Here is a 21,629-nt window from a genome sequence, read left to right on the forward strand (position 1 = left end):
TTGAACGCTCTCAGTGCGAAAGAAAGAGCGGCGCGGGGGGGCGTTCAAGCATGCTTCTGGTGGCTCCGCCGAGGACGAACTCTCGAATACGAGAGTGTCCATAGGCGCCCATAACGAGTAAATCAGCATGGCAGGACGCGACGTAGGATTCAAGCGCATCCCCAATGGGTCGCCCCGCGGCGTCGGCCGTGTCGAGAACGACGTCTATGCCATGACGAGCCAAGTGCTTTGCGAGTTCGACTCCGGACCGCTGGGTCTCGATAGCTTTCTCATTCATGACCGTCACAATGAACACGCGTTTTGCTCTTTTCAAAATCGGCAATGCGTCCGCGATCGCTCGCGTCGCGGGCCGGCTGAAGTCCCACGCAACGGCCACCGTATCGAGCGCAAGAGGGCCAGCGCCTTTACGCTCGCGCGGCAGGACGATCGTCGGACGGCCGGAACCGAAGATGATCGCCTCGGCGTGCAATTGCTCGGAATAGTCGCCTTCTCCCAAGGACACGATGGTGAGGTCTCGAAGGCGGGCGTATTCGACTGACACATCGGAGATTTCCGATTTTGGAAATCGCTCCAAAATCCGCTCCTGAAATATCCCGGCCTTGTCCGCGATGTCCTGGAATGTGGCCAGAACAGTTTCAGCCTTCGCGAGGCTCTTCTTGGCCTCTTCCGCAATGAGGGCCGGAATATCCAGCAGCAGGTCAGCCAATATATTTCCGGAAGCCGGCACTGTAACGGCGTAAGCGAGGCCCGAAATGCGAGCTCCAAGCGCCGCCGCGAGGGCGACGCCGTCCTCGACAACAGCGACAGGCGTCGGCTCCGGGTCCGTGGTGAGCGCAAATAGAACATCCCTGAACGTCACTGGCCTCTCCTGTATCGGCAAAATCTGCGGTTCCAGCTCCCTCCCATTGTCAGCGGGCGGCTACTGCGATTTCGATATTTTTGGCGATCCGCCGCCTGGAAATAGTCGGCTGTTCTGCATTCGTGGAGCGGAGTTCTAGACCAATGCCATGCGCCTGACAATTTCGCGCAGGCGACTGTTTTCCTGCCGCAACCAGCAAGGCTCGGCGTTATTCGACCTGATAGGGGATAATGCCGCGCCGGTTGGGATCAACGGAGATGCGCCGGTCGATCGGAGGCATGGCGCGCTGGTGGCAGTCGGCGCGGTCGCACAGTCGGCAGCTGACGCCGATCTTTACGAGCGGCGAAGGGTTTCGAAGGTCGATCGCGTCCGAGTAGACGAAATCGCTGGCGTAAGCCAGTTCGCAGCCGAAGCCGATCGCATAATGGAGGCGGAGCGCATCAAAGCGCGCCTCTCCCTTGGAGATGGCTCTTGCGATCGAGAGATAACGCACGCCGTCCGGCATCTCCGCCGCCTGAACCAGAAATCGATCCGCTGCCTCAAAAGCCTCGTGAATGTTCCAGATAGGGCAGGCGCCTCCGTAACGGGCGAATTGAAACCGCGTCGCGCTGTGCCTCTTGGTGATGTTGCCCGCCCGGTCGACGCGCAGAAAATATATTGGCACGCCCTCGTGACCCGGACGCTGCAGCGTCGACAAGCGGTGGCAGACCTGTTCCATGCTGACGTTGAAGCTGGTTGCGAGACGCTCAACATCATGCCGGACCCGGCGGGCCTCTTCCTGGAAAGGGCCGTAAGGCATGAGCAGGGCGCCCGCGAAATAATTGGCGAGGGCCGCGGCGCAAACCTCGGCCGCGTCTGGCCCGCGGAACGCGGCGCCTGCGGTGAGGGCGTCGATCTTATCGGAATGGGCGAGAAAGGCGAGATGACGCGCCAGCGCGAAGCACTGCGTGGAGAGCGGCAAGGCGTCGTTCAGCACGAGCCGCTTGCGCTCCGGCTCCAGCCGGCTCACGAAATACGAACCGGCTGGCGGCGCCTCGCGAATTACTGAAATGCCATATCTGCTCTCGATATGGTGCGGAAGCTGCGTTTCGACCTTCTCCGGACGGCCTCCCCATTTGGCGGCGAGGTCTTCCGCCGCATGGTCCAAACCATCGACGTAGTTTCCGATGAAGTGGAAGAAATCCCGCACTTCGTCGAACGACGATTGCTGCACGGCGGTCCCCGCCGATCCTCCTGCGGCCTGCAGAGCTTCGTCGAGATTGCGGTATTTCTCCTCAAGCCGCTTGTAGAGCGCGTGCAGGTCGACGAGCGCGCGCGCCACTCGCGGAGCATGAAGCGAAACAGCCTTCAATTCGCGCAGCGTGACGTCGGCGTTGGCGATCACGGGATCGCCGAGCAGCTCCCGCAGCGTCGCGACCAGGCGATCGCTATCGTCATCGGAGAAAACGGCGACGCTGACCCTCAGGACGCGCGCCAACTCGACCACAATGGTGCCGGAGAGGCTGCGCTGGTTGGCCTCGATCTGGCTCAAATAGCTGGAGGAGACGCCCATACGTTTGGCGAGCTCGAGCTGCGTCCATCCGCGCGCCTCCCGCAATACGCGGATCATGTCCCCTGCAAAAAGTTTTCGCTTCATGTAAACTCGCCAATTTAACTCTTTTGCTAGTTTGCACGAAAATCATTGTGTTTGCAGTACCCTTCAATGATCAAACTGATAAGACTGATTGCTCGAATGAAACAAGAGACGCCTTTCGATGCGGGAAATGCTGGAAAAATTGGAGAGGCGTCGCGAAAAGGCGCGGTTGGCCGGCGGCGAAAAGCGCATGGCGGCCCAGCACGCGCGCGGCAAGCTGACGGCGCGTGAGCGCATCGAACTCCTTCTGGACCACGGCTCGTTCGAAGAGTTCGACATGTTCGTCGAACATCGCTCGACCGATTTCGGCATGGACGCGCAGAAAATCCCTGGCGATGGCGTCGTCACCGGCTGGGGCACGGTGAACGGCCGCACGGTTTTCGTGTTCTCGAAGGATTTCACGGTCTTCGGCGGCTCGCTGTCGGAGGCCCACGCCCAGAAGATCATCAAGGTCCAGGATATGGCCGTGAAGATGCGCGCTCCGATCGTCGGCATCTTCGACGCCGGCGGCGCGCGCATCCAGGAGGGCGTCGCGGCGCTCGGCGGCTACGGCGAAGTGTTCAAGCGCAATGTCCTGGCCTCGGGCGTCATTCCCCAGATTTCCCTCATCATGGGTCCCTGCGCCGGCGGCGACGTCTATTCGCCCGCGATGACCGATTTCATCTTCATGGTGCGCGACACCAGCTATATGTTCGTCACCGGCCCGGACGTGGTGAAGACGGTCACGAACGAGACGGTCACGGCCGAGGATCTCGGCGGCGCGCGCATCCACACGACCAAATCGTCGATCGCGGACGGCGCTTGGGAAAACGACGTCGAGGCTCTCCTTCAGGTGCGGCGCCTGATCGATTTTCTTCCGGCCAGCAACACGAGCGGCGTTCCCGAATGGCCGTGCACCGACGACATGGATCGTCTCGATTACTCGCTCGACACGCTGGCGCCCGAGAGCGCCAACCAGCCCTACGATATGAAGGAGCTGGTGCGGAAGGTCGCCGATGACGGCGATTTCTTCGAACTGCAGGAATCCTTCGCCAAGAACATTCTGACCGGCTTCGTGCGCATCGACGGGAGGCCCGTCGGCATTGTAGCGAACCAGCCAATGGTGCTCGCGGGGGTGCTCGATGCGGATGCGTCGCGCAAAGCCGCCCGTTTCGTCCGTTTCTGCGATTGCTTCGAGATCCCGATCGTGACCTTCGTCGACGTGCCGGGCTTTCTGCCGGGGACGGCGCAGGAATATGGCGGCCTCATCAAGCATGGCGCGAAGCTGCTTTACGCCTATTCCGAAGCGACCGTGCCGCTTCTCACCGTGATCACCCGCAAGGCGTTCGGCGGCGCCTATGACGTGATGGCCTCAAAACACGTCGGCGCCGATCTCAATTATGCATGGCCGACGGCGCAAATCGCGGTGATGGGCGCCAAGGGCGCCGTCGAGATCATCTTCCGCCAGGATCTTGGCGACCCCGCTCTGATCGCCGCGCGCACCAAGGAATATGAAGATCATTTCATGTCGCCGTTTATCGCCGCTGAACGCGGCTATATCGACGAGGTGATCATGCCTAACGCCACCCGCCGCCGCATCGCCCGCGGTCTCGCCATGCTGCGCGTCAAGAGGACCGAGAGGCCCTGGCGCAAGCACGACAACATCCCTCTGTGAACGAGGCAAACGTCCTGTGTTCTCAAAAATTCTGATCGCGAACCGCGGCGAGATCGCCTGCCGCGTCATCCGCACGGCGCGGCGAATGGGAATCCTCACGGTCGCGGTTTATTCCGACGCCGACCGGGGCGCGTTGCACGTTGAGATGGCCGACGAGGCCGTGGCGATCGGGCCCGCGCCCGCGGCGCAATCCTATCTCTCCATCGAAAAGGTCATCGCGGCGTGCCGGGAAACCGGCGCCGAAGCGGTCCATCCCGGTTACGGCTTCCTTTCCGAGCGGGCAGCCTTTGCGCAGGCGCTGCAGGCTGCCGGCATCGTCTTCATCGGTCCCAATGTCGGCGCCATCGAGGCGATGGGCGACAAGATCGAATCGAAGAGAGCCGCCAACCGCGCCGGCGTGTCGACAGTGCCGGGCTTCCTCGGCGTCATCGAGGACGCCGATCACGCAGTCAAGATCGCCGGGGAGATTGGTTATCCGGTCATGATCAAGGCCTCCGCAGGCGGCGGCGGCAAAGGCATGCGCATCGCCTATTCCGCCGAGGAGGCGCGCGAGGGCTTCGCCCGTTCGCAATCAGAGGCCGCCTCCTCTTTCGGCGATGATCGCGTGTTCGTCGAGAAATTCATCACCGATCCGCGCCATATCGAGATTCAGGTGCTAGGGGACAAGCACGGCAATGTCGTCTATCTCGGCGAGCGCGAATGCTCGATCCAGCGCCGCAACCAGAAGGTCATCGAGGAGGCGCCCTCTCCGCTGCTCGACGAAGAGACGCGCCGCAAGATGGGCGAGCAGGCCGTCGCGCTCGCCAAAGCCGTCGGCTATGACTCGGCCGGCACGGTGGAGTTTGTTGCCGGGCAGGACCGCTCATTCTTTTTTCTCGAAATGAACACCCGCCTGCAGGTCGAGCATCCGGTGACCGAGCTCATCACCGGGCTTGATCTCGTCGAGCAGATGATCCGCGTCGCCGCGGGCGAGAAGCTCAGCTTCAGCCAGGCTGACGTCAAGCTCGACGGCTGGGCCGTGGAAAGCCGCGTCTACGCGGAAGACCCAACGCGCAATTTCCTGCCTTCGACGGGGCGGCTCACGGTCTATCGGCCACCAGCGGAAGGTACGGCCGGAGGCGTCACCGTGCGCAACGACACCGGCGTTTTCGAGGGCGGCGAGATCTCGATCCACTATGATCCGATGATCGCCAAGCTGGTCACGCACGCGCCGACGCGCGCTGCGGCAATCGAAGCGCAGGCGCAGGCGATCGACGCTTTCGCCATCGACGGCATCCGCCACAACCTTTCCTTCCTCGCAGCGCTCATGGCGCATCCGCGCTGGAAGGAGGGCCGGCTCTCGACCGCCTTTATCGCCGAGGAATTCCCCGAGGGCTTCCAGCCCGCGGCGCCGGAAGGCGAGACGGCCATCATCATCGCCGCCGTCGCCGTGTCGATCGATCATACGATGAATGAGCGCAAGCGGCGAATTTCCGGTCAGCTGCCGACGCCCGCTCCGGTGCGTTTCGAGCGGGACCGCGTGGTCATGCTGGGCAAGCGCGCTTTGCCCGTTAAGGTTGGCGAGACGGCGCCGGACGGCGCGGTGGACGTCGTTGTCGCGGAAAAGCGCACGGTCCGGATCAAAAGCGAATGGCGTCCCGGCGAGCCGGTCTGGCATGGGACGATCGACGGGCGCAAGGTCTCGGTCAACATCCGCTCGATTTTGAACGGGGCCGTCCTGACCCATGCCGGAGCGTCGGTCGCCGCCCGCGTCTTCACCCGCCGGGAATCGGAGCTCTATGCGCTGATTCCAGAGAAAGCCGCGGCCGACACCTCGAAGCAATTGCTCTGCCCGATGCCGGGGCTCGTCAAAATGCTCGCCGCTACGCCAGGCCAGGAAGTCAAGGCCGGCGAGCCGTTGGTCATCGTTGAGGCGATGAAGATGGAAAACCTGCTGCGGGCCGAGCGTGATGGCGTCATCTCGAGGGTGCTCGCCAAGGAGGGCGACAGCCTGCCCGTCGACGCCGTCATCCTCGAATTCGTTTGAGATGAAATTTGGAAGGACCGTCGCCATGTTGGGGAAGAGCCTTTCAGCGGTCGATCTGGCGCGGGAACAACCCCTGACTGCGGCTTGCGCCTTTCGGGACAAGGAAGATGCGCGATGACCGGCAATGACGAGATGAGCGCAGCGGCTTGGCTCGCCCGCGTCGACAAGGTGTTGAAGGGCGCGGATTTTGACCGCGCCCTCGTCTCCAGAACGGTCGAAGGCGTCGACATCCTTCCGCTTTATTCCAAGGCGATTGGCGCGGCGCGCGCGGTCCGGGCCCAGCTTGGACGCTGGACCGTGACGCAGCGTGTGGATCATCCCGACGCGGCGAGCGCCAACGCCCTGGCGAAAGCAGATCTTGAAGGGGGAGCATCCGCGCTGACGCTGGCGTTCGCCGGCTCGGCCGGCGCGCGCGGCTTCGGCGTCGCGGCCGATCGGCTGGGCGACGTTCTCGAAGGCGTTGCTTTCGACGTTGTTTCGTTGTCCCTGGAGCATCCGCCTTTCGCCTATGAGGGCGCCATCGAGGCGTTGAGCGATCTCGCCACGCGCCGAGGATATGATATCGGGCGGCTCTTGATTGATTGCGGCGTCGATCCGATCGGCGACATGGCGCGGACGGGGACGAAGCCTGCCGATGCGCCTATCGGTCCGGCGCTCGGCGAGTTCCTGCGCCAGCTGCGCGGCCGCGGCTTCGCCTCGCCGGTCTTCCGCGCGGACGGGCGCATCCATCATGAGGCTGGCAGCTCGGATGCGCAGGAACTGGCGGGCGTGCTGGCGAGCGCGCTCTCCTATCTGCGCTGGCTCGAGGCGGCGGGGTTTTCCCTCGAAGACGCCCGCGGCGCAATCAGCTTTCTTCTCGTCGCCGACGCCGACGAATTCATGACGGTCGCCAAGTTCAGGGCCTTGCGCCGTCTGTGGCGCGAGGTGGAGGCGGCCTGCGGGCTTGGAGCGTCTCCAATCCAGATCGCGGCGGAAACCGCCTGGCGGATGACGACCCGCCGCGATCCTTGGGTTAATCTTCTGCGTGCTACGACCGCAGCTTTTTCCGCCGCGATCGGGGGAGCCGACGCGATAACCGTATTGCCTTTCACGGCGCCGCTCGGCCTCGCCGACGCATTCGCGCGGCGCATGGCGCGCAATACGCAGATCGTGCTCTCGGAAGAGAGCAATCTTTGGCGCGTCGCCGATCCGGCCGCGGGAGCCGGCGGCTTTGAGGCGCTGACGAACGCTCTTGTGGAGCAGGCCTGGAGCCTGTTGCAGACGATCGAGCGCGCGGGGGGGCTTCCTCCGATGCTCGAGAGCGGGGCGTGGCAGGCGGCGATCGCGGAAAAGCGCAAGGAGCGCGCCCAATTGATCTCACGGCGCAAGCTGCCGCTCACCGGAACAACCGAGTTCCCCAATTTGGCCGAGCAGCCCGTCGAGCCGCTGATGCCGGCTCCCGCCATTCCTGAGAGCGCGGCGGAGCCGGACTTTCCGCCGCTCGGATCTTTTAGGCTCGCGGAGCCGGTGGAGCGCCTGCGCGATCGCGCCGAGAACTTTGAGAAAGCGACGCAACATCCGGTCGCGATCTTTCTTGCGACGCTTGGCGAGCCTCCGGCGTTCACGGCGCGCGAGGGTTTTGCGCGCGGCCTGTTCGAAGCTGGCGGCGTGCGCGCTGTAGCCGGGGAGGCGATCAACTCGCCGCAAGCCCTGGCGGCCGCGTTCCGCGCATCCGGCGCTAAATCCGCCTGCCTCTGCTCGTCGGACGAAACCTATGCCTTGCCCGCTGGCGACGCGACCCATGTCGGCGATACGCTGGCGGAGCAGGCCGCGCGGGCGTTAAAGAACACCGGCTGCGTATTCCTGACGCTGGCGGGCCGGCCGGGCGATCGCGAGGCGGCTTATCGTGAGGCGGGAGTCGACGCTTTCATCTACGCTGGCCTCGACCTCGTCGCGTTTTTGAACGACGCTCATGCCCGCATGGGACTGCCGATCGAAAGGGACTGACGCCATGACCCGCATTCCCGATTTTTCAACGCGGCGGCTCGACATCGCGAAAGCGGCGCCCGCGGGGCGGCTCCCGGCGTTTGGCGAACCCTGGCTGACCGCCGAGGAGATCCCGGTCAAGCCGATTTATGGGCCGGATGACCGCGACGGCCTTGATTTTGTTGACAGCTATCCGGGGCTGGCGCCATTCGTGCGCGGTCCCTATCCGACCATGTATGTCAACCAGCCCTGGACGATCCGCCAATATGCGGGATTTTCCACAGCCGAAGATTCCAACGCCTTCTACCGGCGCAATCTGGCGGCTGGCCAGAAAGGCCTTTCCGTCGCTTTCGATCTTGCAACGCACCGGGGCTATGACAGCGATCATCCGCGCGTCGCGGGCGATGTCGGCATGGCGGGGGTCGCAATCGATTCCATCTACGATATGCGCACGCTGTTTTCAGGCATTCCGCTCGATCAGATGAGCGTGTCGATGACGATGAACGGCGCCGTGCTGCCGATCCTCGCCCTTTTTATCGTGGCCGCCGAAGAACAGGGCGTGCGGCCGGATCAGCTCGCGGGCACGATCCAGAACGACATTCTCAAAGAATTCATGGTGCGCAACACCTATATCTATCCGCCTGCGCCCTCGATGCGGATCGTCTCCGACATCTTCGCCTATACCTCTGCGCATATGCCGAAGTTCAATTCGATCTCGATCTCCGGCTACCACATGCAGGAGGCTGGCGCGTCGGCTGATCTCGAACTCGCCTATACGCTTGCCGACGGCGTCGAATATGTCCGCGCCGGGCTCGCCGCCGGGCTCGATATCGACGCCTTCGCGCCGCGCCTGTCGTTCTTCTGGGCGATCGGCATGAATTTTTTCATGGAAGTCGCAAAGATGCGCGCGGGGCGGATGCTTTGGTCGCGGCTGATGCGGCAGTTCGCGCCGAAGAACGAGAAATCCTCCGCGCTGCGCACCCATTGCCAGACTTCCGGCTGGTCGTTGACGGCGCAGGACGTGTTCAACAATGTCACCCGCACCTGCGTCGAGGCCATGGCCGCGACCCAGGGCCACGCGCAGTCTCTCCACACCAACGCCTTCGACGAGGCGCTCGCCCTGCCGACGGATTTTTCCGCCCGCATCGCGCGCAACACCCAGCTGTTCCTGCAACAAGAATCAGGCACGACGCGCATCATCGATCCCTGGGGCGGCTCTTATTATGTCGAGCGGCTGACCGCCGATCTCGCCGAAAAAGCCTGGAGCCATATCGCCGAGGTGGAAAAGCTCGGCGGCATGACGAAGGCGATCGAAGCCGGCATCCCGAAGCTCAAAATCGAGGAAGCCGCCGCCAAGACGCAAGCGCGCATCGACGCCGGTCAACAGGTGCTCGTCGGCGTCAATAAATACCGGGTCGAAGACGAACCGCAAATCGACGTTCTGAAGGTCGATAATTCCGTGGTGCGTGCACGGCAGATCGAAAAGCTCGAACGCCTGAGAGCCGAGCGGGACCCCGGCAGGATCTCAGTCACTCTCGCGGCCTTGACCCACGCCGCGGCGAGCGGCGACGGCAACCTTCTGGCGCTCGCGGTGGACGCCGCTCGCGCCAAGGCGACCGTAGGCGAAATTTCGGCCGCGCTCGAGACCGCCTGGGGACGGCACAAGGCGGAAATCCGGATCAATTCCGGCGTCTACAAAACGTCCTTCGGCGAAACCGACGACCGTCTGGTGTGGGTCGACAGACTCGTCAAGGATTTCGCGGCGGAGGAGGGGAGCGCGCCGCGCATTCTGGTTGCGAAGATGGGGCAGGACGGACATGACCGCGGGCAGAAGGTGATCGCAGCGGGTTTCGCCGATCTCGGCTTCGACGTCGCCATCGGCGCATTGTTCGCAACGCCCGAGGAGGCGGCCCGGCAGGCGATCGAGGGCAAGGCGCATGTCATTGGCGTGTCCTCGCTGGCCGCGGGGCATCTGACGCTCGTGCCGGCCCTCAAGGCGGAGCTGGAGCGGTTCGGCCGCCCAGACATCTTGATCGTCGTCGGCGGCGTGATCCCGCCGCAGGATTATGACGCGCTCTTTGAAGCCGGCGCGGCGGCCATCTTTCCACCCGGCACGCCGATTACGGAAGCGGCGCTGACGGTCCTTGAACATCTCAACACCCATCTCGGCTACCGTCAAAAAGAGCCGGCGGCCTATTTTTGAACGCAGTGGAAAGACAATGATCGGACGACTGAACCACGTGGCGATTGTGACGCCGGACCTTGCCGGGGCGGCGCGCCGCTACAGGGATGTTCTCGGCGCCGAGGTTTCCGCTCCCGCGCCATTGCCGGAGCACGGCGTCACGGTCGTGTTCGTCAATCTGCCGAACAGCAAAATTGAGCTGTTGACGCCATTGGGGGCTGAGTCCCCCATCGCCGGATTTTTGGCGCGAAACCCCGGGGGCGGCGTTCATCATCTCTGCTATGAAGTTGACGACCTCATCGCGGCGCGCGATCGGCTGATCGCCTCCGGCGTGCGCGTGCTCGGAGACGGCGAGCCAAAGATAGGCGCGCATGGGCTGCCCGTGCTGTTCCTTCATCCCAAGGATTTCAATGGCTCATTGATCGAACTGGAACAGGCGCGGCCGGGGGAGGTCGACTGATCATTCCTCCTCGTATAAGCGGCTAAGCGGCGCGGGCGCGGGCCGCCGCGCGTTTCAAGGGAAACAAGCTTATGACCTCCGAGACGAGACTGCCTGAGCGCGAGACGATGGAGTTTGACGTCGTGATCGTCGGCGCCGGGCCGGCCGGTCTCGCCGCGGCGATCCGCCTCAAACAGTTGAACCCTGACTTTGCGGTCGTGGTGGTGGAGAAAGGCTCCGAGGTCGGAGCCCATATTCTGTCCGGCGCCGTGATCGATCCTGTCGGTCTCGACAAGCTGCTGCCCGGCTGGCGCGGCGAAGAGACGCCGGTCCTGACGCCTGTGACCGAGGACCGCTTTTACTTCCTGACCGCAAAAGGAGGCGTGCGGCTGCCCAATTTCGCCATGCCGAGGCTGATGTCCAATCATGGCAATTATATCGTCTCGCTCGGCAATGTCTGCCGCTGGCTGGCGAGCAAGGCGGAGGCGCTGGGCGTTGAAATATTCCCCGGCTTCGCCGCCGCTGAGACGCTCTATAATGAAGCTGCCTCCGTGATTGGCGTCGCCACCGGCGATATGGGCCTGATGAAATCCGGCGAACCCGGTCCCAATTACCAGCGCGGAGTCGAGCTTCGCGGCAAATATACCATGATCGCGGAGGGGGTGCGCGGCTCCCTCGCGGGTGGGATCATCGCCCGCTACGATCTGCAATCAGGCAAGGACGCGCCGAAATATGGCATCGGCCTCAAGGAGCTCTGGAGCGTTGATCCTTCGCTGCACCGGCCGGGGCTTGCGCAGCATTCATTCGGCTGGCCGCTCGACGCCAAGACCGGCGGCGGCTCTTTCCTCTATCACCTCGAAGACAATCAGGTTGTCGTCGGCTTCGTCGTCCATTTGAATTATAAGAACCCTTACCTATCGCCGTTTGAGGAGTTTCAGCGGTTCAAGACGCATCCGCTGATCGCTCCTACCTTCGCCGGCGGACGGCGGATCTCCTATGGCGCGCGAGCGATCTCCGAAGGCGGCTTCCAATCGATCCCCAAGCTGTCGTTTCCAGGCGGCGTGCTCATCGGCGATTCCGGCGGCTTCGTGAACGTGCCGCGCATCAAGGGCAGCCATAATGCGATCCTTTCCGGCATGCTCGCGGCCGAGCATGTGGCGGGCGCCTTGCAAAAGGGCGCCGTAGGCGCCGACCTTTCAGCCTATGATAAGGCGCTGCGATCGGGCGAGGTCGGACGCGATCTCTGGAAAGTCCGCAACGTCAAGCCGCTCTGGTCGAAGTTCGGAACCCTTGTCGGCATCGCGCTCGGCGGAATCGACATGTGGACCAACGAACTTTTCGGAGCATCCTTCTTCGGCACGCTGAAGCATGGCAAGCCGGATCATAAAGCGACGGAGCCGGCAAACCAGCATCGGCCGATCGCCTATCCGAAACCGGACGGCAAACTGACGTTCGACCGGCTCTCATCGGTGTTCCTGTCCAACACCAATCACGAGGAAGGCCAGCCTGCGCATCTGAAGGTCAGGGACATGGAGCTGGCGCGCCGCTCGGAGCTTGGCGTCTATGCCGGGCCGAGCCAGCGCTATTGCCCGGCCGGCGTCTATGAATGGCTGACCGAAGGCGCCGGCGGCTCGGAGAAAGACCGCTTCGTCATCAATGCGCAGAACTGCGTGCACTGCAAGACCTGCGACATCAAGGACCCGAACCAGAACATCGCCTGGACTGTCCCCGAAGGCGGCGGCGGCCCGAACTACCCGAACATGTAGTCGCCCAACGCCATCCATCCTCCGATCTCCACAGCTTCAGACCGTCGCGGAACGCGGGCGTCGTTGGATCGCTGCGGCGACCCCGTCCCGGTGGGGTTTTCGGTCTGCCGGCGTAAACATTCTACTGCATTTTGTAGAGAGGGCGCCGAGTTGCCGGTCACGCAGCTCTAGCTTCACATCTTTTGATTGCTGTTGAAAAAAATCGCCGCCGACTTGCGCGCGCTGTAGATTCGGCGCCGAAGTTGTGCGAATGAGCGAATCACTGGTAAGGTTTCTATATGATAGGCGCGAATCGACCAGTTGAATCGGGGAGGCGCGCTTTATTTTAAAATTCGAGGATCGGCTATCTGGGCCACACCCGGCTGCGATCCGTTCCGTCAACCGATCAACATGAGCGAAGGCGTCATGGATACATCAATCGAACGCATCCACGCAAAGATCACTGAACTGGAGACGAAGATCGCGGATCTTCGCATCGCTGAACGAGAGCTCCTGGCTCTCGACGAGAGTTCCGCGCGACAGGCGCCAGTGGCGTCAGCGCCAAAGCGAAAACAGAAGCCGGGACCAAAGGCGAGCCCTCGACCGAAGCTCAAGGGCAAGAAGGCGAGCGAGCCGGACGCGGCGCGCCAGACCATCGGCGCGGCGATCGCCGATGTCCTTGACCAGCATGGCCCACTCCTCGCCGCCGAGATCGCCGAACACGTCAAGGCCACGGGCCGGGACATCAATAATCGAACAGTGTCCTTCGCGCTGCAGGCCTTGAAAAAGCGTGGCCTCGCCAAAAACACGGATGGCAAGTGGGCGGCGCCGAAAGCGCGCTCTCGCCGTTCCCGGACGTCTCCGGACGCTGGCGCGCCTGAGGTAGAAAAGGCCGCGTAAAAAGCGATGCGCGCCCTGCGGGCCTGTGAAATTCTTCGGCGTTTCGCAGCCTGCTCGGCGATCAATTGCCCGAACGCATGGACGGCACGGCGATAGCCTCATCGCTTCGAAATGCCTGCTCGGCTTCGCGGCGCAGGCGGTCCGGCGTTTCAAGGTAACGCGCGGAGTGGTGGAAGGTCGTGACGCGCGCCACCCTCGCCCGGCGCGCCAGTTCGCCCGCCTGGGCGGCGGTGAGATGCCGCCGCGCAGCTGCGATTTCGGTGTCCTCCGCGGCGAAAGCGGCCTCGATAAAGAGGTGATCGGCATCTGCGGCGAGTTCAAGAATGCGGTCGATGTTTGCCGGCGTGAACGCAACGTCGGTCACGTAGACGATGCGCTGACCTGGCCCAGTTTTCAATACAGTCTCTTTCAGGACGCCGAGCGGCAGCGATCGGCCGGCTCCGACCGCCACCGGCGTCGCATCATTCGCGCGGCATCGAACCGCATTCTTCGCGGCGTTGAGCCAGGGACCGACCTCAAGACCAAGCCGCTTCAGCCCATCGGCCCATACATTCACGCGCATCGATTCCTGTAGCGCGAAGGCCAGACACGGGATGCCGTGGTCGAGCGTGCGGGCTTCGATCCGGAAGCCCCGGTCCTGCATGACGCAATAAGCGGGCAGGCTGTTGCTGGCGAGCGGTTGCGGATGAAACGCATCGCGCGCGCGAAACATTGTTGAGACGCGAAGCGCGTCATTCTCGAATTCTGCGGCGACAATCACGAAATCCATCGAAGCTTCATCGAGCAGATTCCAGCTATATGCTGCGAGCTTGGCCGTGACGCCGCCGATAAGGCCCGCCGGACCGACGATCCGCAGGAGACCCGGCCGGGAGAGATGGGTGCGCAACAGCCGATCGAATCCGATGAAGTGATCCATATGCAGATGGCTGACAAAAACGTCGCTGACGCGCAGCAACTCGCGTGACGACAATGGCGCCAGATCGCCAAGGTCGAAGAGCATGGCGCGGCGGCCGAAGCGGAAATCGATGAAGAGCCCCGGATCGGAGAAGGGCTCGTTAACGAGGCGAGGCTGCGCAAGGAAGCTCATGGAGCACGGTGACCGCTGTGCGCCACAGCCGCCGAATGCGGCGGCTTCCTGGAGCTTTCCAGCACCATTCTAAGCTTGCCTCAGGTTGCACATACCGGCCATCATGCTGTGTGAGTTGAAGTACGGCGACAAGCCGGGGCGCGAGGCCCAGCGCGCCGCCCGCGGCAGGGTATCTGATTTGCTCCCGCCGGCAAGACGGCCGGAAGGCGCCGCTAAGCGATGCGGGAGATCGGTCGCGAAGCTCGAGCTGTCATCATGCTCAGCCCGGGCTGTCAGATCGTCGGGCAAGCGGAGAGTGAAGTGACGCCAATAGCGCGGACTTCTGTGTTGATTCTCTATGTTGTTGCTCCTCCAATGGCGTGAATGACAAGCCGCCCCTCTCGCGAGGTCTCGGCGAAGCGCAGCGCATCGGAGTTGGACAAGGAGTAATTCAACATATACGGCTCCAAGGATCAGACCGTGAACATAGGGAGTCGATCACGAACGCAGATGATCGTTCCACCTATCATTCGAGGTCCGGCGACGCCGAGTCCGCGACCGCTGTCCGCGCCTGAGAGTCCGTAGCGATGCCCATTCGCCCGCAATACCGCTGGCTCTATCCGATCGATTGGCGGGAGCTTTCGACGATGATCCGTTTTCGGCGGGCGAATGGCCGCTGCGAAAATTGCGGCCGCCCGCACGGTCGGATCGTGCTTCACCTTGGCGACGGGCGCTGGTTGGACGCGGAACGAGAGGCGTGGCGCGATGGCGGCGGCCGCATCCAGCGGCGAGGCGGACAGTCCATACGGTTTGGCGAGATCCGCTCGACGCGCGTCTATTTGGCGACCGCGCATCTCGACCATGACCCGGCAAATAATCGTTTGCGCAACCTGAAGGCGTTCTGCCAGCGTTGCCACATGCTGCATGACGGGGACGAGCATCGCCGCCGGCGCTGGCTTACGCTTCGCATGCGCAAGGCCCTTGGCGATCTGTTTCTTGGGCCATACAGATTCGGATGATTGCTCAAAAGACCCGTCGAGACCTTGAGTGCGAGCCGTCCGATTGGACGTGACAAGCGCCAACGCCGCCTTCGCGTTTATCGTGCGGAACTCCGATGCAGCTCAATCGAAATGAGCTATGATCACAGTCGCTGAGTCGCGCCTTAGGAACCGGCGGCTATCGCCGTCTCGGGGCGCAGGCCGGCTTAGGGAGGGGGATCCATGCAACGGCAATTTGACATTTTCATCGCTCAGGCACCGGGCGCGCTTGCGATTCATTGGGGCTGGCTGGTGGCGCTCGGGCTGGGTCTTGCCGTTCTTGGCGTCCTTGCGATCTGGCGCGCGAGAACCGCGACGCTGATCTATGTCGTGGTTCTCGGCGTAATGCTTCTCGCCGCCGCCTTTGCGGTGCTCTTTCTGGCATTTTCGCTCACCGGCTACTGGACCGGATTTTTCATTCATGTGCTGTGGGCCATTCTGCTGGCGATCACCGGCTTTATACTGGTGACGCGGCCGACGATCAGCGCCGAAGCCATAACCCTCGTCATCGCGTTCTATTTTCTCGTTACAGGCGTCGTCGCCATTGGTTTCGCTTTATCGTCCCACATTCAGGGCGAATGGCTTTACGTGCTGGACGGCCTGGTCAGCGTGGCGCTCGCAGCGCTTCTTCTGACCGGCTGGCCCGTCACGGGCCTCTGGGCGATTGGCCTTTTCATCGGCATCGATCTGATCCTCAGAGGCGGCGCGATCGTCGCTTTGGGCCTCAGCCTTCGCGCGCTCGCCCAGTAAAAAACCCCTGTTTATCCAGGTTGGCTGAGGAAGCCGGCCCGGAGCGGGGACAGCGGTAATCCGGCGCTGACGGAGCGTTGCTTGGGCGCAATGCAGGCGGTCTTGCTTCGACGTCGCCTTTCCTGGCGTCAAGCGCGAGATCCGGCAGATCGGTCCCGGGCGTTTCCCGATCGGGGGAACGGGAGCGCGCCCGGGACGTCAAAGAACGCTCGCAAGGGGGGCCTACGATGCAAGCGTTCTGTATCAGGCTCGCCGCGGTCTTTAGCTGCTAACCTTCGCGCGCCGGCCTAAACTCTCAGTCGGCGACCTTGCCCGACCTTCGATATTGAAAGGCTCATCCCAACACTTTCGCGGCCCCTTGCGCCAGAATGATCGAAATGGGCGTGATGCAGCCGCGACTGCCGACCTCCTTAACGGAAGCTGTTATATTGATCGGCCTCGACCGGTTGATTCACAGCGCGCAGATCCTTCATCGTGGCGGGGCGGGTAGCGCGGGTCCCGTGGCGCGCCGGGCGTTGGCTGGCGGAAATGCGCATGTTCCTTACCTGGCGAGCCAATATTTGTTACTTGATGGCATCAATACCTAGACTATTACATAGGAGCAATCCGCCGTGTTGTACATCAGGCTCGCATAAAAGGTTCTTTATGAAGTTTTCTTCCGAAAACTTGATGGCGGACAATATAGGGCGCGGAAAGTCGCGGTTTCTGCAAAATCAGCATTGCACATCGAGGATGAACCCTGCCCCGCGAACGCTGCGGATCAGCGGCGGCTCTCCCGCGCAGTCCATTTTGCGTCGCAGCTTGCCAACATGGACATCGACAACATTGGTTTCAGGCATGAAGCGGTAGCGCCAGATGTCCTCGAGCAGCATGGCTCGGGTGACGGTCTGGCGGGGGCGGCGCATGAAATATTCAAGCAGCTTGAACTCGGTCGGCAGGAGTTCGAGCGGCCTCTCTCCCCGCCACGCCGCACGCGTCACAAGATCAATCTGCAACGGGCCTAGCCGGACAGTTGTCGCCGCCGCTTCGGTCGATCGACGCAACAAGGCTTCGACGCGGGCGACGAGTTCCTCCATCGCGAAAGGCTTTGTCAGATAATCGTCGCCGCCCGCCTTCAGTCCACGAATGCGCTCATCGACGCTCGCGAGGGCGCTCAGAAAAAGAACAGGCGTCTTGTTGCCTTCGGCGCGCAGCGTTCTGATCATCGACAGACAGTCGGCGCCAGAGAGCAGCCGGTCGACGATCAAAAGAGCGGGATCGGCTGAATGCACAATCTCAAGGGCCTCCGCCTGCGTCGCCACGGCCATCACGAAATAGCCGAGGTTCGCCAGCTCGCTTTCGATTTCCAACGCCATCGCGGGTTCATCTTCGACGAGAAGCAGAGGCCGCTGTTCACGCCCGCGGACTTCGGGCACTTTTTCCAGATCCGCCATCCAAGATCTCCCGACCGCTCTTTAACGCTCTAAGCGCATTTATCCGCTGAGGTCGGAGCGCCGCGCCTCTTACCCGATCGATCGGACGCACAATATGGAAATCTGAAAAAGATTTCATAAAAAAAAGTCCATGAAATGGTTCTCGACGGAACACGACTATATTGGTTCAGGTGGTCATGACGGGCGAAACTGTGGAGCAAGCACGACGTAGTATAATCCAAAATAATATAGTAGAGCGGCGATGCGCTCTTGCCGCATCCGACGCCATTGCAGGAGATGCGTCATGGTCATTTTCGTAGCGCTTTGAGCGACCGGAAGAGACAGCTCAGTCAACCACGACGAGCCGCTAAGGATTGCCGCGCCGCCGGATTTCTGTGGAAAGGCGCGTGCGCAGCGGGCGAAGCGATGAAGTCTAAGACCGGAAACAGCAGCCTCTCCGGGTGGTGACGTGAACCTCTGAGGCGGTGGTTCGTTCGCGGCGGCGATTGAACCGGGGCGGTCGAGCATATTTCTCGCCTGGATCGCCCGGGAGCGCGGCGGGCAAGTCGCGCCGCTATCGAGAATTTGTCTGCACAAGCATGATCGCCGATGGATCGGCTCCGGCTTGACTATATGCGCGTCTCCGAGCATTGGATGGAGGCCGCACAGATGATAGGCGGCGCCGAACTCATTCATCGATGGGCAAAGATCTGTCTGACTATCGAACTCGCAATCCTGTTTTCGCCGCATGACGCGTACAGAGTGGCTCGGCGCCTTTTGGCCCGATTTTCGAAAGTGCGCCTTCGCCGGGGCTGTTCGGCGATGATCGTCGGCTACTTCAAGACGCGTCGCTGTCCGCAGAGAGGAGGGTCGAAGTCTATGAGATCGATAATGGGACGACGCAGGACGTCGCGCCTCAAGCCCCTGGGCCGGCTCTGCCAGTATTCAAGCGAATCGGGATTTCAGGCGTGAATCGAGGCGCTCGTCTAGGCGTTCTGGGGCTTGCCGCCGGCCTGGTCGGCTGTGCCGTCGGTCCCGATTTTCGGCCGCCGGATACAACGGCGCCGGAAGCCTTCATGCGGCCGCCGACGGAGGCTGCACGACAACGCGCGCCAAAGTCCGGCGCGGATCTTACGGAATGGTGGCGATCCCTGCGCGATGCGGAACTCGATTCGCTGGTCAGCCGCGCTATCGAATCCAATATCGATCTCCAAATCGCCCTGACCCGGCTTCAGGCGGCGCGCACGGCGGAGTTCGTGGTCATCGGCGCATCCCTTCCCGCGGCGGGAGCGACGGGCGGCGGCGGGATCGGCACGGGAACGGATCTCACGCGCGGCCGGACCTCGTCCGCCTTTAGGTCGGCCGAAAACAGAACGAACTATAAGAAACTTAGCGAAGCCGGCGGCTTCGACGCAACGTGGGAATTGGACCTGTTCGGCAAGTTCCAGCGTGAGCTCGAAGCGGTGACTTACGACGCCGAAGCGCTCGCCGACGCGCGCAACTGGACAATGGTGACGGTCGCGGCAGATGTCGCCCGCGCTTATCTCGATATGCGGGCGCTTCAGAGGGCGCTCGTCGTTCTGCAAAAGAACATCGAGGTAGCCAAAGGCGGGCTGAATCTTGCGCAGACGCGCTTCAAACAAGGGCTCACCAATGAAATGGACGTCGCCCTGGCGCAGCGGCAGCTGGCGACTTTACAGGCGTCCATGGCGCCCTACGAGGCGCAGATCGCCGCAAATCAACATGTGATAGCGGTTCTTCTCGGGCAGTTTCCGGAGGATCTCGCCAAGGAGCTGGCGAAGCCGGGCGCGCTTCCGGCGCTTCCCGCGCGCATACCGCCCGGTCTGCCGGTCGAGTTATTGCGCCGGCGCCCGGATATCCGCGCGGCCGAACATCAACTGGCCGCCGCCACCGCGCGCATCGGCGTCGCGACCGCCGATCTCTTTCCGCGCGTGATGCTGAGCGGCGGACTCGGCGCGCAGGGCGGATCACATGCGTCGTCCGCCGTGCCGATTACTTTGATCGGAGCGGCTGGCCCGGCGATATACTGGCCGGTGCTCGATTTCGGCACGCTCGACGCGAGAGTCGATATCGCCGATCTCGCCGCTCATGAACTGTTGCTCAATTACAGGCAGACGATACTGATCGCCGTGCAGCAGGTCGACGATGCGATCGCCTCCTACGCGGCCCAGCAGGATCGCCTAAAGAACCTCGATCGCGCTCTCAGCGCCGCTCGCGACGCCACAAAGCTTGCGACGGATCGATACGATCGCGGCCTGACGGATTTTTTGAACGTCATCGACGCCGAGCGCCAGCAATTCGATATCGAGGAGCAATATGTCGCCGCTCAGCAGGCGGCGGCCCAGCAGCTCATCACTCTGTACAAAGCCCTCGGCGGCGGATGGGAGCTTCATCAATTCATACCGCCGATCGCCCAGCCGCAGCCCGCTGTCATCGCGGCTGCGCGCCGTCTTTTGACGCCTCCCGCGGAGAACCATTGAACGGGCCGAGGGCGGGCTGCAAAATTGGGATCACGGCAGCGCAATGGCGCCAGGGACGAGATCACGCCGTTTCAGCCGGGACATTACCGTTCGGCGCGGACGCCGCCGTCCTGACGCACAAACACTCAGACTGCGAATGCCTGACCCGCAAAAAGAGGGAAGCACGGGTTACGGCGTCGTTTCCGCGAGGTTCTTTGACTTCCCTTTATTGGCTTGACTGATTTTGACCTTTTCGCCGGCCATGATCTGACTGCTGAGATTGAGCGCGACCTTGTCGCCAATCGCAAGACCAGATGCGATCTGCACGAAATTACCGTCGTCGCGGGCGATGGTCACATCTTTGATTTGAACGACGCCATTTTCGTCGATGACGGCGACCTGCGGGCCGCTGGCTCGAAAAAGGAGCGCCGCCGCCGGCGCCTGGATCAGCCCTTCGTTTTTGAGCTTGAAGCTCACCTCGACATATAAGCCGGGAACAAGCGCGAGATCCGGGTTCGGAAGATCGATCTCCACACGCAGCGTTCGGGACTTCGGATTGATCGCCTTCGCGGAGCGCGTGACCTCGCCCTCCAAACGCTGATTTGGCTGATCGCTTCGCCTTATCACGGCGGGCGTGCCGACTTTCATCAGCTGCGCCGCGGCGCTTTGGGGCGCATGGACAAAGACCCGGATCGGATCATCCTTGGCGAGCCTGTAAAGCGGCGACGTACTCGCGGTGCTTCCGGCCGTCACCAGATTGCCCAAATCAATCTGGCGCTCCGTGATGATGCCATCGAATGGCGCCTGGACGCGCTTGAAATTCGTGAGCGCCGTGAGGCGGTCGACCTGAGCCTGATCGAGCAGGACCTGGGCGCGCGCGGCGTCAAGCTCCGCGATGGCTTCGGCGCTGCCCGCCTTCTTGGACTCGCGCTCCTGGTCCGAGACGACGCCTTTTGGGGAATTGCGCCAGCGTTCATAGGTGGTCCTCGCGAAATCCGCTCGCGCTTGCTTGACTTCTACGCCGGCCTGGCTTGCGTTAAGCTTCGCTTTCGCCGCGACCAGCTCAGCGTCGAGTTCCGGCGTTTCGATCAATGCGAGCGTCTGTCCGCTCTTCACGCGATCTCCGATGTCGACGAGCCAATTGGCGACATAACCGCTGACCCGCGCATAGATGATGCTTTCGTTCCAGGCCGCCGTGCTGCCTGGCAGCGTAAGGGTCTGTTGCGCCGGGGCGGCTTCGGCGATCACAACGTCGACGAGAGGAGGCTCGGCGGCGTCTCGTTTGGTTTGATCGGCGAGGCGCGCCTCCGACTCAATTTGGTTGTGGTGAACGAACCAGAACCCGGCGGCGAGCGCAATCGCCACCGCGGCGGCTAAACTGAGCATTCTGCGCCCTGCGCCGGGCGAAACATTCGTCGGCCCGCCGGCGCCGTCCTCGCGCTCGCTGGAATTGCGGTCCGAAACATCGCTGGGTGTCATAA

The 21,629-nt window shown here is 62.5% G+C and carries 16 protein-coding genes; 11 read left to right on the top strand and 5 right to left on the bottom strand.

Annotated features, from left to right (window positions below):
• Positions 1-10: 10 nt before the first annotated feature.
• Positions 11-859: a universal stress protein gene (locus SIN04_RS01330; protein WP_134492736.1), complete on the bottom strand. Its 849-nt coding sequence runs from the start codon at positions 857-859 to the stop codon at positions 11-13.
• A gap of 208 nt (positions 860-1,067) precedes the next feature.
• Positions 1,068-2,495 (bottom strand): helix-turn-helix domain-containing protein, encoded by a 1,428-nt coding sequence (locus SIN04_RS01335; RefSeq protein WP_322847428.1) that lies wholly within the window; start codon positions 2,493-2,495, stop codon positions 1,068-1,070.
• Positions 2,496-2,613: 118 nt separating this feature from the next.
• Between SIN04_RS01335 and SIN04_RS01340 the strand changes: the two genes are divergently transcribed.
• From SIN04_RS01340 to SIN04_RS01370, 7 genes are all read left to right on the top strand, one after another.
• Complete coding sequence (locus tag SIN04_RS01340; RefSeq protein WP_134492742.1) at positions 2,614-4,146, top strand: acyl-CoA carboxylase subunit beta; 1,533 nt, start codon at positions 2,614-2,616, stop codon at positions 4,144-4,146.
• Between the two features lie 16 nt (positions 4,147-4,162).
• The gene (locus tag SIN04_RS01345) at positions 4,163-6,172 is read left to right on the top strand and encodes an acetyl-CoA carboxylase biotin carboxylase subunit (RefSeq protein ID WP_134492744.1); all 2,010 of its coding nucleotides are present in this window, start codon (positions 4,163-4,165) and stop codon (positions 6,170-6,172) included.
• Between the two features lie 114 nt (positions 6,173-6,286).
• On the top strand, positions 6,287-8,158 hold the full coding sequence (locus SIN04_RS01350) for a methylmalonyl-CoA mutase subunit beta (protein ID WP_322847429.1): 1,872 nt from the start codon (positions 6,287-6,289) through the stop codon (positions 8,156-8,158).
• A gap of 4 nt (positions 8,159-8,162) precedes the next feature.
• Positions 8,163-10,340, top strand: a complete 2,178-nt coding sequence (scpA, locus tag SIN04_RS01355; protein ID WP_322847430.1) for a methylmalonyl-CoA mutase — start codon at positions 8,163-8,165, stop codon at positions 10,338-10,340.
• Positions 10,341-10,356: 16 nt separating this feature from the next.
• Positions 10,357-10,779 (top strand): methylmalonyl-CoA epimerase, encoded by a 423-nt coding sequence (mce, locus tag SIN04_RS01360; RefSeq protein ID WP_134492746.1) that lies wholly within the window; start codon positions 10,357-10,359, stop codon positions 10,777-10,779.
• A gap of 71 nt (positions 10,780-10,850) precedes the next feature.
• Complete coding sequence (locus SIN04_RS01365; protein WP_322847431.1) at positions 10,851-12,524, top strand: electron transfer flavoprotein-ubiquinone oxidoreductase; 1,674 nt, start codon at positions 10,851-10,853, stop codon at positions 12,522-12,524.
• 390 nt (positions 12,525-12,914) lie between these two features.
• Entirely contained in the window at positions 12,915-13,403 is a 489-nt protein-coding gene (locus SIN04_RS01370; RefSeq protein ID WP_134492748.1) for a hypothetical protein, read from the top strand.
• 61 nt (positions 13,404-13,464) lie between these two features.
• Here the strand turns inward: SIN04_RS01370 and SIN04_RS01375 are convergent, their stop codons facing one another.
• Entirely contained in the window at positions 13,465-14,490 is a 1,026-nt protein-coding gene (locus tag SIN04_RS01375; RefSeq protein WP_134492750.1) for a ribonuclease Z, read from the bottom strand.
• A gap of 566 nt (positions 14,491-15,056) precedes the next feature.
• Between SIN04_RS01375 and SIN04_RS01380 the strand changes: the two genes are divergently transcribed.
• From SIN04_RS01380 to SIN04_RS01390, 3 genes are all read left to right on the top strand, one after another.
• On the top strand, positions 15,057-15,488 hold the full coding sequence (locus tag SIN04_RS01380; protein ID WP_134492752.1) for a hypothetical protein: 432 nt from the start codon (positions 15,057-15,059) through the stop codon (positions 15,486-15,488).
• Positions 15,489-15,689: 201 nt separating this feature from the next.
• Positions 15,690-16,256, top strand: coding sequence for an HdeD family acid-resistance protein (locus SIN04_RS01385; RefSeq protein WP_134492754.1), 567 nt, complete (start codon positions 15,690-15,692; stop codon positions 16,254-16,256).
• A gap of 368 nt (positions 16,257-16,624) precedes the next feature.
• Positions 16,625-16,843, top strand: a complete 219-nt coding sequence (locus SIN04_RS01390) for a hypothetical protein (protein ID WP_134492756.1) — start codon at positions 16,625-16,627, stop codon at positions 16,841-16,843.
• Positions 16,844-16,969: 126 nt separating this feature from the next.
• Here the strand turns inward: SIN04_RS01390 and SIN04_RS01395 are convergent, their stop codons facing one another.
• Entirely contained in the window at positions 16,970-17,689 is a 720-nt protein-coding gene (locus tag SIN04_RS01395) for a response regulator transcription factor (protein ID WP_134492758.1), read from the bottom strand.
• A gap of 947 nt (positions 17,690-18,636) precedes the next feature.
• On the opposite strand from SIN04_RS01395, the gene SIN04_RS01400 reads away from it, so the two are divergent.
• The gene (locus SIN04_RS01400) at positions 18,637-20,169 is read left to right on the top strand and encodes an efflux transporter outer membrane subunit (RefSeq protein ID WP_166796048.1); all 1,533 of its coding nucleotides are present in this window, start codon (positions 18,637-18,639) and stop codon (positions 20,167-20,169) included.
• Between the two features lie 168 nt (positions 20,170-20,337).
• Here the strand turns inward: SIN04_RS01400 and SIN04_RS01405 are convergent, their stop codons facing one another.
• Positions 20,338-21,627 carry an efflux RND transporter periplasmic adaptor subunit gene (locus SIN04_RS01405; RefSeq protein WP_134492762.1) on the bottom strand — a complete coding sequence of 430 codons (1,290 nt, stop codon included), beginning with the start codon at positions 21,625-21,627 and terminating at the stop codon, positions 20,338-20,340.
• Positions 21,628-21,629 lie beyond the last annotated feature (2 nt).

Source organism: Methylocella tundrae, assembly GCF_038024855.1.
Taxonomy (GTDB): Bacteria; Pseudomonadota; Alphaproteobacteria; order Rhizobiales; family Beijerinckiaceae; genus Methylocapsa; species Methylocapsa tundrae.